This is a genomic window from Dellaglioa algida DSM 15638 (assembly GCF_001434695.1).
Taxonomy (GTDB): domain Bacteria; phylum Bacillota; class Bacilli; order Lactobacillales; family Lactobacillaceae; genus Dellaglioa; species Dellaglioa algida.
In genome coordinates this window covers 24,835-40,369 of sequence record NZ_AZDI01000005.1, presented here as the reverse complement: position 1 = coordinate 40,369, position 15,535 = coordinate 24,835, and the positions used below count along the sequence as shown (strand labels likewise).

Here is a 15,535-nt window from a genome sequence, read left to right as displayed (position 1 = left end):
TGTGTACGATTTTGTTTGTACCGTTAGGTACCGATCATAAATGCTAAGTATTAAGCAGCAGGTTCTTCGTCCTTGCTTTCTGCAACAGCGTTAAGCGCATAAGCAACGTTGCGAACAGGTGCTTGTAATACTGAAAGTAACATTGAAAGTAAGCCATCACGACTTGGTAATGTAGCAAGAGCGTTAATTTCTTCTAACGTTGCAACTTTACCTTCGATGACGCCACCTTTAATGCTAAGTGCTTCAGCAGTTTTAGCAAAAGTAGCAATAATACGTGCAGGTGCAACAACATCTTCGCTAGAAAATGCAACTGCAGTAGGTCCAGAAAATACTTCTTCCATACCTTCATACCCTGCTTTTTCAGCAGCACGTACTAAAATCTTGTTTTTAATAACCTTCATTTCAACGCCTGCTTCGCGTAATTCCTTACGTAATGCAGTCACTTGTTCAACCGTTAAACCACGGTAATCCACAACAACTGCAGATGCAGCGTTGTTGAATTTTTCAGTTATTTCATCCACGATTAATGCTTTTTGTGCGATAAATTCTTTACTCATAATTGATTCACCTCCTGTAGTCGTGTCAGAGCTTTTTTACAATAAAAAAACTCCGTGTCCACCAAGACACAGAGAGAGTAGAACTTCACTCCTCGGCAGGAAAATTAAGGCTTACGCCACCTGAGTCTTCGGTAGAATCATAAATTAATTGACTTCCATAAATTTAACACAGTTAGATTTATGGGTCAACTAAAGAAATTTAATTATCTAATATTAGTTTTGAGCCAAGTTTAAGCTTGGACCAAATGTTGTTGCAACAGATAAATGTTTGATGTAGCCACCCTTAACTGATGATGGGCGAGCTTTAACAATAACATCGTTGATAACATCAAAGTTACCAATTAATGCAGCATCATCAAATGATACTTTACCAATTGGAACATGAACATTTCCATCTCTATCAGTACGGTAAGTTACCTTGCCGGCTTTAGATTCTGAAACTGCTTTTTCAACGTCCATTGTAACAGTACCTGTTTTAGGGTTAGGCATTAAGCCTTTAGGTCCTAAGACACGGCCTAAACGTCCAACTTGAGCCATCATATCTGGTGTTGCAATAGCAACATCAAAGTCTAACCAGCCACCAGAAATACGTTCAACCAAGTCATCATCACCAACAACGTCAGCGCCGGCTGCAAGTGCAGCTTTAGCTTTATCGCCTTTAGCGAATACAACAACTGTTTGGTCTTTACCAGTACCATTTGGAAGTACAACAGCCCCACGTAATTGTTGGTCTGCTTGTTTTGTATCTAAGTTTAAGTTGTAAGCAAGTTCGATTGTTGCATCAAACTTAGCAAAATCCATTTTCTTAGCTAATGCGATTGCATCAGCGATTGAATAGTTTTTACCTTCTTCAACTTGTTTTAGTGCGTCTTGATAGTTTTTACCTTTTTTAGCCATCTTGAATTTTCCTCCTTGCAATATGTGGTCTAACGGATAAACCTCCCACTTGATACATCTACTTTCATAGAGTATCCGACCGAGAAGCGTGTTTGTAGTGTAGGAATTAACCTTCTACAACGAATCCCATGCTTCGTGCAGTTCCTTCGATCATGCGCATTGCAGATTCAACATCTGAAGCGTTTAGATCTTGCATTTTAGTTTCAGCGATTTGTTGAACTTGAGCACTAGTTACTGTTGCAACTTTTTTAGTGTTAGGTTCGCCAGAACCACTTTCAACGCCTGCAGCTTTCTTTAAAAGAACTGCTGCGGGTGGTGTTTTTGTAACGAAATCGAATGAACGATCTTCGTAAACACTAATTACAACGGGAATCAACATACCAGCTTGGTCAGCTGTACGTGCATTGAATTCCTTTGTAAAGCCCATAATATTAATACCAGCTTGTCCTAATGCAGGACCAACCGGTGGAGCAGGAGTTGCTTTCCCTGCTGGAATTTGTAATTTAACGACGTTTGCTACTGTTTTAGCCACGTGACATACCTCCTTGTAAAGTCCGTGCGTGGTAAATGGAGATATAAATTTCTCCTCCCACTGTATGCAGAACATACTTATATAATATAACACCCAGATGGGTTCCACGCAATCTTATTTATGTTTTTTCCATAAAAATGTGTAAATTGAATCATCAACTCGTTGATTTTCATGTAATAATCTATGTGCTGCCTTTCGACCGCTCACAATAAGTTCGTGATAGTTAAGCTGATTTTGAACCAAATATCGAAGTGATAACGCACTATTAACAGAAACTGCCCCATCATTGCCATCTTTCAAATCACCTGCAATATTTAGGAATTGCAAGTTTTTTGGTAGATGACGCATCGTTTTTTCAAAATAACGATATAAGGGCGTGGTTTCTATTGGACCAGCATCCGTTAAAAGTAAATCTTCAATTTGTGGCGTCGTTTGTGCCACGTTATGGTCATTATAGGGAGCACCAATTGAAATGGCATGTGCCACTACTGGTGCATCAAGCGCATCCCTGCATTCCGTTAAGTAACGTAATATGCTGACCCCGCCCATAGAGTGGCCCACAAAATCAACTTGTTTAATGCCATATGCACCAAATAAGAATTGCATAATGTGGTACAACCATGCACTCTGCTTTTCAACAGAAGCGATATCATTTTTAAATAATATTTGAATAAATGGCTGTGCTGATCTCAATTGACCTTCAACGTGTAAACTACCATCAATATCAACAATAATTACCATGTCTTTTCGACCGTACCCATCACGTTCAAATCGGCTAATCATCGGTCCAAAGGAGAGCCGATTACCCCCATATCCGTGAATAAATAATGTTGGTATCATTTTATCACTGGGTACAATGGGATCAGATGCATCGATTGAAACGTGTCCATAACGTCTGAACTTGTTGCCAACGATGAAACTTGCGCCAGCGCCCAGACCTAATAGCCCCATCTTCAAGAGTCTCTTATTCACTTAAATCACCTTCTATTTTGTAAATCATTACTTTAACCTAATAATTTATCCACTTGGTCAAAGTTCAATTCAGTACTTGTTTCACGACCAAACATATCAATGTTAACTTTAAGTTTTAGTTTTTCGTTATCAATTTCAGTTACTTTACCCACAAGATTGGCAAATGCGCCTTCAACGATTGTGACAGATTCGCCAATTTCAATATCTAATTCTTGATGACGAGCACTCATACCCAAACGACGGAGAATTAATTCTACTTCTTCGGGTAATAATGGTGCTGGCTTACTTCCGGCACCGTGAGAACCAACGAAACCAGTTACGCCTGGTGTATTACGAACAACATACCATGATTCATCTGACATACCCATTTCAACTAAAACGTATCCAGGGAATGTTTTTTTCATGTCTGTTTTTTCTTTACCATTTTTGACTTCACGTTCTTCTTCTTCAGGAACAACTACGCGGAAAATAAAATCTTCCATTCCCATTGATTGTGCACGTGATTCAATATTTGTTTTAACTTTATTTTCGTAACCAGAGTAGGTATGTAGGACATACCAGCTTTTTTCGATTGATTCCATTATATATATCTCTCCTTAAATTATCGGGTTCATTTTTCTCAAACAAAAAAAACTCCGCATCAACGAAGTTTTCTCACTTGTGTCATTATATCAAAATATCAGTTAAATAGCTATTTTTCTATGAAAATAGGGTTAAGAATGCAGAAGCACCCGAGTCAACGATCCAGAAGAAAATCGCAAACATAATAGCAGTTACGACAACTGTTGTTGTGTCTCGACGTAGTTCCTTACCTGTTGGCCAAGTGGTTGCTTTGATTTCTACAATGACACTTTTAAGAAATGCATTAATTTTTCTCATGATTTATCCCCCTATTTTGTTTCGCGATGTAACGTATGTTTATTACAGTATTTACAAAATTTATTAACTTCTAAACGTTCAGTTCTGCTCGGTTTTGCGGCCACAATATAGTTACGTGAGCCACAAACAATACAAGCCAATGCTACTTTTCTTTGTGCCATAACCGTTTCTCCTTAATGTAGAGCTAACTATTGCTAGCTTCAACCAACATTTCTAAAGAATACTCTCATTTTACATTAAAAGAAAGAAAAAAGGAACCACCCCCTTTTCTTTCTTTTCAAATTATCGATTTTCTTTAAAGAATAATCCCAGTTTACTCTTACATCTTGAGATAGCTCCCGACACTTTCTTTATGTCACAATCTAAAACAAGCATAATTTCCTCCGGTGTTTTCATTTGATAATAAAGTAAAACGAAAGTACTTCTTTCAAATTCCGATAATTTCAATTCAAAAGCATTCAATTTTTCTTGAAGAATCAGCCTATCATCTGCTAACAATTCACAATAAAACGCTGGTCGTTCACATTCACCATACGTTTCTTCATAACATTCTAAAGAATGTGAGTTAACATCAGATAGTCTTTTAGCCGCAGATTCTTTACGAATTAAGCTAAAAATACAATTTGATAGACTCGTTTTAAAATATTGTCCGAACGTGATACCTTTGTCCGGTCGATAATTATTCAACGCTCTAAAACAAACCGCCCTGGCCTCTTGTAAAAAATCTTCTGTATCCCATAATTTTAAATAGTATTTGCGAATAACACAATAGACCATCGGCCGATAGCGTTCAAATAACGGTTCAAATTTATGTTCTGCCCCTAATTTGATTTGACAAATTAATTGAAAATCAGTTTCTTTTTCAGTACTCCGGTAAGTTTCATCTAACAAGTAGACTCTCCATATCCGGGTCTCCGTTTTTCAATATAACAAACATATCGCCCAATTACAACAGTCGGTTATTTACCAGACAGATCATCACGTAATTTAGCTAAATTATCCAACTGTTTAGAGTTCCAAGGTGACCGTCTAACTAAAGCTTCAGTTTGGTACTGCTTTGCTTGTTGCGCCACTTCTTTTTTTGACTCATTAATATCTTTGTATAGTTCCCAAGCTGGAATTCTCAATGCACCTTGTGAAAAAATCGTCCATTGCTCTGCCTGGTCGCTGGTGGCAACAGTCACTTGCGTTAACTTTGTCTGTAACTCACCAATCATTGCTTCAATATAACTATCTGCCGTTTGGCCTTCTGCCGTCCAAATAATCTCCAGCCCATATTTTATATAGCTTTTTGATAGTCCTGGAACGTACATTGCGTCAAAAACAACGATTAGCCGTGAATCAATTTGTTTGTGGTAATTTGAAAGTTTGTGCAGCAATAAGTCACGTGCTTCATCAAGCCGTTCAGATTGTTTCAATCGATTTAATTCTGGCCAATTACCAATCATATTGTAAGCATCCACAACTAAAATTTGCTTTTTCATTATTATTTACCCCTTGAAGTAAATCCTTGATAAATGAGCAAACTGGCTGCAACACTAGCATTTAAACTTTGAACGTGTCCAATCATCGGGATAGTTAACATACCATCACATGCTTTTTTCAATAATGGTGAAATTCCCTTTCCTTCATTACCAATCACAAGCGCCGTAGGTCCTTTGGCATCCCACTCACGATAATCTTGTCCATCCATATCCGTTCCAAAAACCCATAATCCAGCTTTTTTTAATTCATTAACGGTATTTACTAAGTTAGTAACACGGGCAACTGGCATGTATTCAATTGCCCCCGTTGACGTCTTAGCAACTGTTGATGTTAACCCAACAGCACGGCGTTTTGGAATAATAATCCCGTGTACCCCAGCAGCGTCGGCCGTTCTCATGATTGAACCTAAATTATGTGGGTCCTCAACATTATCTAGAATAAGGAAAAATGGTGGTTCATCTTTATCAGCAGCGCTTTTAAAAAGATCATCAATCGTCGCATATTCAAATGCAGCAACAGCAACGATAACACCTTGATGATTTTGTTGATCTGATAATAGATCTAATTTACTCTTGGGTACTAGTTGCGTAATAATACCCTTCTTCTTTGCCATTTGTTCAATTCCACTTAAAACATCTGATTTCAAACCAGATTGTATAAACAATTTATTAATTGATTGATTACTCTTTAATGCAGCTTCTACGGGGTGACGTCCGATAATAAAATCGCCAGCCTCTTCACTACTTCTTGGTTGTCCCATTTAAGTTCTCCTTTTCAACGGTGTCAATGCACCATTTTGCCAATTCGGCTAATCTATCGTTTTGATTACTTAAAAATAAGTAGCCAAATAATGCTTCAAATCCAGTCGAAATACGATACGTTATGACCGATGTATTTTTAGCTGAAGTATGACTTTTAGCATTACGACCACGTTTAAAGTAATCGACTTCTTCTTCAGTTAAAATGTCATTTTCCGTCATTTTATCGATTAAAAATGCTTGCGCCTTTGCCGATACATAATGCGTCGCTTGATGATGCAACTGTGTAGGCCTTGTTAATCCTTGGACAAGTAAGTGTTTACGTACAAAAACTTCATAGATACCATCGCCCATGTAGGCCAATGCAATTCCATTCATTTGTTGATAATCTGCATTTTTTTCCATTAGTCTTTTCTCCATCTCGTTCCTTGTGGCGTATCTTCTAAAATGATACCTTCAGCCGCAAGTTGATCCCGAATATCATCACTTTTTTGGAAGTCCTTTTGCTTCTTAGCTTCTAAACGTTGTGCAATTAATTCTTCAACTCTTGCGCCTAAATCTTCAGTTGCTTGATCAAACGAAAGACCAAAAACTGCCGTCATATTCTTAAATGTTTCTAATAAATGATTGATTGAATCAAGTTCCACCTGGCCGGCTTCAGAATAAACATTCATTTTTTTAGCCATATCATACACAACAGCAATCCCGTTTTGCGCATTGAAATCTTCATCCATGGCACTTTCAAATTTAGCTAAACTTTCAGTAATTTGAGCTTCCACTTCTTGATTCGAACCAACAACGGCATCTTTTAACCGGTAATTCAAATTATCAAAAGCCGTCTTTAACTTATTCAAGTTATTCGTTGCTTCTTCAATATTTGTTTGACTGTATTGAATAGGATGTCGGTAATGCGTCGTTGCCATAAAGAATCGAACCACTTGAGGATCAACTTCTTTAATCATATCATGAACCGTAACAAAATTACCCAACGATTTACTCATCTTTTCGTCATCTTCACCAATAGTTACAAAGCCATTATGCATCCAGTAGTTAGCAAACTTTTGACCAGTTTCAGCTTCGCTTTGAGCAATTTCATTTTCATGGTGGGGAAACATTAAATCTTGTCCGCCACCATGAATATCAATTGTTGGTCCCAAATATTTCGTTGCCATAACTGAACATTCAATGTGCCAACCTGGACGACCTTTACCAAATGGCGACTCCCATGAAAGCTCATCATTTCTTACTGACTTCCAAAGTGCAAAATCAATCACGTCTTCTTTACGGGCCGTTTCTTCAGTGTCAACATGCTGGCTTGCACCCTGCTCTAACTCATCAATATTTTGATCAGATAATTTTCCGTAATCAGGAGATTTACGAGTTCTAAAATAAACATCCCCGTCTGATTCATAAGCGTAACCCTTAGCAATTAAACTTGAAATAAATTGAATAATATCAGCAATATTTTCCGTTGCTTTTGGATTTTTAGTTGCGGGTTCAATTGCTAAAGCTTTTGTATCCTCCATAAAGGCGGCGATAAATTTATCGGCTAATTGTTGAACCGTAATATGATTTTCTTTAGCTGCTTTAATCATTTTATCGTCAACATCCGTAAAATTAGAGACATAGTTAACTTTAAACTGACGATATTCGAAGTATCGACGAATTGTATCAAATGCAATTGCACTTCGCGCGTTACCAATATGAATATAGTTATAAACAGTTGGGCCACAGACATACATGCTAACTTGTTCAGGCACCAGCGGTTTAAATACTTCTTTTTGATTCGTTAATGTATTGTATATTGAAATCATTTCATCACCCACTAGTTAATATTTTGTTAAAAAAAGACGTCTTTTATATACCTATAAAAGACGTCTTGAACGTTACCCACTCCTGCAGATACGATTAACCGTATCTCGTTAATGAGTTAACGTTCATTACACGACTATCATTACTTTGTTCATCATAGCATCTCAAAGAGGCACTTCACAACCAATGTTTGTTTTCTCACATCACCGAAAACTTTCTAAAAAACATCCAGTTGCTACTCTCTCTTATCAAAAATTATTTTGTATTCATTTCTTCTAACGTTTTATTTAAATGAGCCAACGCCTTTTCACGGCCAAGTAATTCAATAGATGCTGGTAATTCTGGTCCATGCATCTCACGTGTCGTTGCGATACGGATAGGCATGTATAATTGACGGCCTTTAATCTTCGTATCTTTTTGAATTGATTTAATAGTTGCTTGAATTTCAACAGCATCAAAAATATCAATCGCTTTGATGCGTTCAGCAAATTCTTTTAAGACAGTTGGTGCCGTTTCAACAGCCAATTCTGCTTTAGCTTCATCATCAAGAACAGGTGGTTCGCTCAAGAATACTTCAGCCATTTCAGTAATTTGACCTGTGTAAGACATTTGTTGTTTGTAAAGACTAATTAATTTACGAGCCCATTCAATTCTTTCGGCGCTTGGATCAGCTTCGATTTTACCATCTTGAATTAATTGACGTAAAGCTAAATCCATTACTTTATCTTCATCAGCTGTTTTAATGTATTGGTTGTTAATCCATTCCAATTTTTTACCATCAAATGAAGCTGGTGATTTGCTCAAACGTTTAGGATCAAACATCTTAACTAATTCTTGACGAGAGAAGATTTCACTTTCACCAACTGGTGACCAACCTAATAGGGTAATAAAGTTTACCATGGCTTCCGGTAAGTAACCTAATTCACGATATTGTTCAATGAACTGTAAGACGTTTTCGTCACGTTTACTTAATTTTTTACCTGTTTCTGTATTAATAATTAACGTCATATGACCAAAGATTGGTGCATCCCAACCAAATGCTTCATAAATCATTAATTGTTTTGGTGTATTGGCAATATGATCATCACCACGAAGAACATGCGTGATTTCCATCAAGTGATCGTCGACAACAACGGCGAAGTTATAAGTTGGCATACCATCACGTTTTTGAATCACAAAATCGCCACCGATAGTATTAGAATCGAAAGTAATATCGCCTTTAACAATATCGTTAAATTCATATTTTTTGTTTGCTGGGACACGGAAACGGATGACTGGTGTTAATCCAGCAGCTTTTGATTCAGCAATCTTAGCGGCTATCTCTTCATCAGACATACCAGCATATTCATATTCATAATGAGGCATTTCGTTACGTGCTTTTTGTGCATCACGATCTGCTTCAAGTTCATCTTCAGTTTTGTATGATTCATAAGCTAGATCTTTATCCACTAGTTCTTGAATCAATGGTAAATAGATTTCTTTACGTTCTGATTGACGATATGGTCCAAAATCTCCTGGTTTATCGGGACCTTCATCCCAATCCATCCCTAACCATTTCAAGTTGTCTAATTGACTGCGTTCACCGTCAGCAATATTTCTTTTTGTATCCGTATCTTCAATTCGAATAACAAAAGTTCCTTTTTGACTTCTTGCAAATAGATAATTAAATAACGCTGTACGCGCATTTCCGATGTGTAAATGTCCAGTTGGACTTGGTGCATATCTGACACGAATTTTATTTTTAGCCATGATGACGCCTCTTTCTTTTTTCTGTATTTGTCTATTACGATTGAAATCGTTTATTTAAGGCTTTATTCAACTAATCTAGTTTACAATGAATTACATAAAAAATAAAGCCAATAATCTTAGTATTGACCTTATTTCTTGTCGTTTATTTTTTTCATTGAGTGTAACGGTTTTGCAAAAATCATTCTTCCAGCATCCGTTTGTAACGCACTTGTGACAACAACATCAATCGTTTTGTTAAGGAAATACTTTCCTTCTTCAACAACAACCATCGTTCCATCATCTAAATAAGCGATACCTTGTTGGCGTTCAGAACCATTTTTAATGACCATAACCCGTAGCTGTTCACCGGGAATAACGCGTGGTTTCAGTGATTTAGCTAACGCATTGACATTCAAAATTTGTACATTTTGGAATTCACTAACTTTATTTAAATTAAAATCGTTAGTTACAATAACGCCATCAATTGTTTTAGCCAATTTAATTAACTTGCTATCTACTTCATCAATTTCTTCAAAATCACCCTCGTACATTTCAATCGGCATAATTTTTTCATCTTGAAGTTTATTTAAAATGTCTAACCCACGTCGACCACGGACGCGTTTAATACTGTCTGCTGAATCAGCAATATACTGTAACTCATATAAAACGAAATTGGGTACCAACAACGTTCCTTCGATAAAACCCGTTTTAATTAAATCATAAATACGACCATCAATTAAGATATTTGTATCTAAAATTTTATATTCGTGATAATTATCGTTAGTGTTACGTTCCAGTATATTGTTTTCAACGACGTCACTTTTCTTATTTTTTGATGTAAATAACTTACGCCAGTCTTCTAAACGATTAGTTCCGATAACAAATCCAAAGTATCCTAATAAGAAAAGTAAAAGTACAGGCACAATGGTATTTAGTAACCAAATTTCTGATCGATAGAATGGTGTTGATACCAAAACTGCAATGACCATTCCAACAATCGTTGAGACACTTGCCGTCAATAACATCATTGGACTTTGCTTTGTTAAATAACTTTCAATATTAGCTAATAATTTTTCTAGCGGTGTAATTAAGAAAAAAGATACAATAAGAGCTAAAGCAACACCTACTAAAAAGTTAACAACGCCATTATTCAACCAACCAATCGTTGAAGCTGAAACAATCTTCCAAAAAAGTGGCAATAAACTAACGCCTATTCCACCACCAATCAATGCAACTACACCTTTAATAATATTTCTACGCATTAATAAGTCCTCCTTTCTAGTTAAACACAACTTTAAGTGCTTCACTTAGAGTTGCAACACCAACTACTTCAATCCCTTTAGGTGGTGTCCATCCTGATAAATTATTTTTAGGGATAAAGATGCGCTTGAAGCCCAATTTTTGGGCTTCAGCAACGCGTTGTTCAATCCGATTTACACGTCTTATTTCGCCAGTTAGTCCAATTTCGCCCACAAAACTATCCGCAGGATCTGTTTCTTTGTCCCGATAACTTGATGCAATACTAACGGCAATGGCTAAATCAATTGCTGGTTCATCTAATTTTACACCGCCGGCCGCTTTAAGATACGCATCCTGATTTTGTAACAATAAACTCGCGCGTTTCTCTAGTACTGCCATTATTAATGAAACACGATTATGATCAAGTCCAGTCGTTGTGCGTTTGGCTGTTCCATAGACGGTTGGCGTAATTAATGCTTGAACCTCAACCAAAATTGGTCTGGTTCCTTCCATAGAGACCACAATTGCCGACCCAGTTGCACCGTCTAAGCGTTCCTCCAAGAAAATTTCTGACGGATTAGCAACTTCAAATAATCCGCCCTCACGCATATCAAAAATACCAATTTCATTTGTTGAACCAAACCGATTTTTAACTGCACGTAAAATACGGAATGTATGGTGCATATCCCCTTCAAAATAAAGCACTGTATCAACCATATGCTCTAAAATTTTAGGTCCAGCAATAGCGCCACCTTTTGTGACATGTCCTACAATAAAGATTGTAATGCCATTAGTTTTAGCAATTTGCAACAACTCAGCTGTCACTTCCCGAATTTGTGAAACACTTCCAACCGCCGCGGACATCTCTGGTTCTTGCATCGTTTGAATCGAATCAATAACGACATAGTCAGGATTCAACGTTTCGATATTTTGACGGATGTTTCCCATATCAGTTTCAGGGTAGAGGTAAAATTTCTTACCTCCAACGCCAAGTCGTTGTGCACGCATTTTAATTTGAACAGCGCTCTCCTCACCGGACACGTATAAAACAGTCCCACCGGTTTGGCTTAACTGACCAGAAACCTGTAAAAGTAGCGTTGATTTACCAATTCCGGGATCACCACCAATTAAAACTAATGATCCAGGGACGACACCACCACCAAGAACACGATTTAACTCACCTAAATCAGTTTCAACACGTTCTTGTTCTGCCATTGAGACATCATCTAACAATTCTGGTTTAACAGAGTTTCCATTAAAACTGACGCGAGCTTTACGATCTGCCTTTTGTGATTGTTCGCGCTCTTCAACCATTGTGTTCCACTCACCACAATTAGGACAACGTCCTAAATATTTTGGTGAGGTGTAGCCGCAGTTCTGACATACAAATTGCGTTTTTATTTTTGCCATTCAGATTCCCCCACCCGTTTATTATCATTCTATTATTAATATTTTATCACATAAAATACCACTCGTGATTTTGACTGAAATTCTTAAACATTCTATAATAACTATTTACCGGATGAACCGAATCCGCCAACTCGTTTTGATGATGTTACTTTCTCATCATCAACCGTTAAGAAGGGCATAAAAATCCCCTGTCCTACGCGATCACCTTTTTTAACAACTTGGTCTTTCAAACTAAAATTCACTATCTGAATAAAAATTTCACCTTCATTGTTCTGATTATTATAGTAATCAGAATCAATTACACCAATCCCGTTTGGTAAAATTAACCCACGTTTCAATGGACTGCTCGAACGATTAGCCAATAATAAAAATTCGTTATCTTGCATATATGCTTTAATTCCCGTAGGAATCAAATAAGGTTTCAAAATCTTATTTGCCTGAGTCAATTCATTTTCATTCACAGTCTTACCATGTCGAATTAACCATAGTACTTTTAAGAAGCCGCTCTTCCAAATAGAAGGCAACACAAAATCTTCGGCCGCAGCTAAATCATACCCTGCCGAAGATTTAGTTGATCTTACGGGTAAACTAACATCATCCGCATACTTAGTAACAATTTCAAAACCTCTAGTTTTCATTTAAATGTCCTCATAATCTGTTTACCTTTCATCTTACCCCATTTATGACATAATTGGCTAGTTTTTGGGTGTTTTTTAATGGTATAATCATATTTAAAGGTGAGGTGTTTAGATGACTTTCGAACTAAATGAAAACGATTTACGTGGATATGACGACAATAAGCAATTAATTGGTAAAGTTAGTTTTACAATCATCAATGACAATCAAACAATAGTCATTGAACATACCTGGGTAGATGACAACCATCGCCATCAAGGTATCGCAAAATCGTTAACTGAGTACTTAATTAATCAAGTTATTGAAAATAAGCAAACAATTCTACCGCTATGTCCCTACACAAAATTTTATTTTAGTGAACATCCTGCACTTTCTGAATTAATTTATACACCTAAACAAAAATAAGGAGCGTGGCTTAAATGAATCAAGACGATTTAAAGAAATTAGTTGGACAAAAGGCTGTTGAGTTTATTGAAGACGGCATGGTAGTTGGACTTGGTACAGGATCCACCGTCAAATTTATGGTAGATGCATTAGGCAAACGCGTTAAAGACGAGAATCTATCTATTGTTGGTGTCTCAACATCAATTAGAACTGAAGAACAAGCAAAATCATTAGGTATCCCCGTTAAATCAGTTGATGAAGTTGATCATATTGACTTGACTATTGACGGTGCGGACGAAATTGATGACCACTTCCAAGGCATTAAAGGTGGTGGTGCTGCTCATTTATTTGAAAAAATTGTTGCCATTAATTCAACAAAAAACATGTGGATTGTTGACGAAAGTAAAATGGTTCATACTTTGGGTAAATTCCCTCTCCCTGTTGAAGTAATTCCTTATGGTAGCCACCAATTATTTAAGAAACTAGCAGCCAAAGGACTTAATCCTGAATTTAGAACTGTTGATGGGAAAAACGTCTTAACTGATTCTAAAAACTTTGTTATTGATTTACATTTAGGTGAAATAACTGACCCAGCTGGCCTACAAGACTACTTAGCAAAACAAGTTGGTGTTGTTGAACAAGGTTTATTCTTAGACTGCGTTAATACGGTTATCGTCGGACGTCAGGATGGTCCTGAAGTTCTGGACGCTCGTCCGGATACATTCACAATTAAATAAGTAAACTAAAAAGAGCCGATTTTATCGACTCTTTTTAAATACGCAAAACACCATTTCTGTTAAATGAGAGTTTTCTTTTCTTTTTAACATTGTTTACTAATTTAAATAAATGCATTATACTGAAATTAGTACTTAAATCTTACCTAGGAGTGTGATATTTTGACACAATCAATTAGTTCAGAACAACTTGCAAAATTTCAAAAGAACTTACATGCACGTGAAAGCCATGACGTGATTGAACGCGCCGTCACAAAAAATGGAATTTTAGCAAACAGTTACGATTTAAAAGCTCAAGCTAAAATGGAACCCGTATTCTCAATTGATCTCGATGTTGGTAACGTCTCTAATCAAAAACAGTCAGGTCGTTGTTGGATGTTCGCCGCGTTAAATACAATGCGACATGATATGAAAACGAATTTTAAAGTGACTAAAGATTTTGAATTATCACAAAACTTCACCTACTTCTGGGATAAACTAGAAAAAGCAAATTATTTCTATCAAAATGTTCTTGAAACGGCAGATAAACCAACTGATGACCGTACGGTATCATGGTTAATGACAACGCCTCAACAAGATGGTGGTCAATGGGATATGATCGTCGCAATTATTGAAAAATATGGCGTTGTCCCTCAGTCTGTTATGCCTGAAACATACAATAGTTCTAAATCAACTGAAATTAATGCCACATTAAACTTAAAATTAAGAAAAGATGCTGTTGATTTGCGTGAACTTGTTGCAGCCGGAACAAGTGAAGCAGAAATTGAAGCCGTTAAGGAAGCAAAATTAACTGAGATATATCGTTTACTTGCTTATAGTTTCGGTGAACCACCTGCAACCTTTGACTTCGAATATCGTGATTCTGATAATGAATACCATATCGACAAAAATTTAACACCAAAAACATTCTATGATAAATTCATCGGATGGGACCTAGATGAATATGTTTCAATTATAAATGGCCCAACTGACGATAAACCATATAATAATATGTATACCGTTGATCGTCTTGGAAACGTTGTAAATGGCCGTCCGGTTCGCCATTTGAATGTTAACATGGCAGATTTTAGAGACGTCGCTATCAAACAATTGCAATCAGGCGAAAGCGTCTGGTTCGGTTGTGACGTTGGTCAATCTTCTGAACGCCAGTTAGGAATTATGGATACAGAGCTTTACCATAAAGATGAATTATTCAATATCGATTTAGCTTTATCAAAAGCTGAACGTCTTGATTATGGCGAAAGCTTGATGACGCACGCTATGGTTTTAACGGGCGTTGACATAGTTGATGATCAAGCAACTAAATGGAAAGTTGAAAACTCATGGGGCGAAAAAGTTGGTAAAAAAGGCTTCTTCGTGATGAGTGATAATTGGATGGAAGAATATTGTTATCAAGTGGTTGTTAACAAAAAGTTCTTACCAGAAAAACTACAAACTATATTAAAAGAAGAACCTAAAGTTCTTGCTCCTTGGGATCCAATGGGCGCTTTAGCGTAATCAAAAAGAAGCAAC

General features: G+C 36.8%; 19 protein-coding genes and 1 other annotated feature. Of the genes, 3 read left to right on the top strand and 16 right to left on the bottom strand.

Annotation, left to right across the window (positions count from 1 at the left end; genetic code table 11):
• Positions 1–50: 50 nt before the first annotated feature.
• The 16 genes from rplJ to FC66_RS04655 form a co-directional block, all read right to left on the bottom strand.
• The gene (gene rplJ, locus FC66_RS04730; protein WP_057974237.1) at positions 51–557 is read right to left on the bottom strand and encodes a 50S ribosomal protein L10; all 507 of its coding nucleotides are present in this window, start codon (positions 555–557) and stop codon (positions 51–53) included.
• Positions 558–591: 34 nt separating this feature from the next.
• Positions 592–707: a sequence feature (ribosomal protein L10 leader region), on the bottom strand.
• Positions 708–770: 63 nt separating this feature from the next.
• Positions 771–1,454: a 50S ribosomal protein L1 gene (gene rplA / locus FC66_RS04725; RefSeq protein WP_057974236.1), complete on the bottom strand. Its 684-nt coding sequence runs from the start codon at positions 1,452–1,454 to the stop codon at positions 771–773.
• A 106-nt stretch (positions 1,455–1,560) separates the two neighbouring features.
• The gene (gene rplK / locus FC66_RS04720) at positions 1,561–1,986 is read right to left on the bottom strand and encodes a 50S ribosomal protein L11 (protein WP_057974235.1); all 426 of its coding nucleotides are present in this window, start codon (positions 1,984–1,986) and stop codon (positions 1,561–1,563) included.
• A 114-nt stretch (positions 1,987–2,100) separates the two neighbouring features.
• Positions 2,101–2,958: an alpha/beta hydrolase gene (locus tag FC66_RS04715; protein WP_157051993.1), complete on the bottom strand. Its 858-nt coding sequence runs from the start codon at positions 2,956–2,958 to the stop codon at positions 2,101–2,103.
• A gap of 32 nt (positions 2,959–2,990) precedes the next feature.
• Entirely contained in the window at positions 2,991–3,542 is a 552-nt protein-coding gene (gene nusG / locus FC66_RS04710) for a transcription termination/antitermination protein NusG (protein WP_057974233.1), read from the bottom strand.
• A 115-nt stretch (positions 3,543–3,657) separates the two neighbouring features.
• A complete protein-coding gene (secE, locus tag FC66_RS04705; RefSeq protein ID WP_057974232.1) occupies positions 3,658–3,837 on the bottom strand; it encodes a preprotein translocase subunit SecE in 180 nt (59 codons plus the stop codon).
• A gap of 11 nt (positions 3,838–3,848) precedes the next feature.
• The gene (rpmG, locus tag FC66_RS04700) at positions 3,849–3,998 is read right to left on the bottom strand and encodes a 50S ribosomal protein L33 (RefSeq protein WP_057974231.1); all 150 of its coding nucleotides are present in this window, start codon (positions 3,996–3,998) and stop codon (positions 3,849–3,851) included.
• Positions 3,999–4,119: 121 nt separating this feature from the next.
• Entirely contained in the window at positions 4,120–4,728 is a 609-nt protein-coding gene (locus tag FC66_RS04695) for an RNA polymerase sigma factor (RefSeq protein WP_057974230.1), read from the bottom strand.
• A gap of 68 nt (positions 4,729–4,796) precedes the next feature.
• Positions 4,797–5,321, bottom strand: coding sequence for an NYN domain-containing protein (locus FC66_RS04690; RefSeq protein ID WP_057974229.1), 525 nt, complete (start codon positions 5,319–5,321; stop codon positions 4,797–4,799).
• Positions 5,322–5,323: 2 nt separating this feature from the next.
• Positions 5,324–6,082, bottom strand: coding sequence for a 23S rRNA (guanosine(2251)-2'-O)-methyltransferase RlmB (gene rlmB / locus FC66_RS04685; protein WP_057974228.1), 759 nt, complete (start codon positions 6,080–6,082; stop codon positions 5,324–5,326).
• Complete coding sequence (locus tag FC66_RS04680) at positions 6,063–6,485, bottom strand: Mini-ribonuclease 3 (protein ID WP_083478966.1); 423 nt, start codon at positions 6,483–6,485, stop codon at positions 6,063–6,065. Before FC66_RS04680 ends, rlmB begins: the two co-directional genes overlap by 20 nt.
• Positions 6,485–7,894 (bottom strand): cysteine--tRNA ligase, encoded by a 1,410-nt coding sequence (gene cysS / locus FC66_RS04675; protein WP_057974226.1) that lies wholly within the window; start codon positions 7,892–7,894, stop codon positions 6,485–6,487. Before cysS ends, FC66_RS04680 begins: the two co-directional genes overlap by 1 nt.
• A 253-nt stretch (positions 7,895–8,147) precedes the next feature.
• Positions 8,148–9,641: a glutamate--tRNA ligase gene (gene gltX, locus FC66_RS04670; protein ID WP_057974225.1), complete on the bottom strand. Its 1,494-nt coding sequence runs from the start codon at positions 9,639–9,641 to the stop codon at positions 8,148–8,150.
• A gap of 128 nt (positions 9,642–9,769) precedes the next feature.
• Entirely contained in the window at positions 9,770–10,882 is a 1,113-nt protein-coding gene (locus FC66_RS04665; protein WP_057974224.1) for a PIN/TRAM domain-containing protein, read from the bottom strand.
• 16 nt (positions 10,883–10,898) lie between these two features.
• Complete coding sequence (radA, locus tag FC66_RS04660; RefSeq protein WP_057974223.1) at positions 10,899–12,269, bottom strand: DNA repair protein RadA; 1,371 nt, start codon at positions 12,267–12,269, stop codon at positions 10,899–10,901.
• Positions 12,270–12,370: 101 nt separating this feature from the next.
• Complete coding sequence (locus FC66_RS04655; RefSeq protein WP_057974222.1) at positions 12,371–12,907, bottom strand: dCTP deaminase/dUTPase family protein; 537 nt, start codon at positions 12,905–12,907, stop codon at positions 12,371–12,373.
• 112 nt (positions 12,908–13,019) lie between these two features.
• Between FC66_RS04655 and FC66_RS04650 the strand changes: the two genes are divergently transcribed.
• The 3 genes from FC66_RS04650 to FC66_RS04640 all read left to right on the top strand — a co-directional run bounded on the left by FC66_RS04650 (position 13,020) and on the right by FC66_RS04640 (position 15,520).
• The gene (locus FC66_RS04650; protein WP_057974221.1) at positions 13,020–13,310 is read left to right on the top strand and encodes a GNAT family N-acetyltransferase; all 291 of its coding nucleotides are present in this window, start codon (positions 13,020–13,022) and stop codon (positions 13,308–13,310) included.
• A 14-nt stretch (positions 13,311–13,324) separates the two neighbouring features.
• Positions 13,325–14,026 carry a ribose-5-phosphate isomerase RpiA gene (gene rpiA, locus FC66_RS04645; protein WP_057974220.1) on the top strand — a complete coding sequence of 234 codons (702 nt, stop codon included), beginning with the start codon at positions 13,325–13,327 and terminating at the stop codon, positions 14,024–14,026.
• 159 nt (positions 14,027–14,185) lie between these two features.
• Positions 14,186–15,520, top strand: coding sequence for a C1 family peptidase (locus FC66_RS04640; protein WP_057974219.1), 1,335 nt, complete (start codon positions 14,186–14,188; stop codon positions 15,518–15,520).
• Positions 15,521–15,535 lie beyond the last annotated feature (15 nt).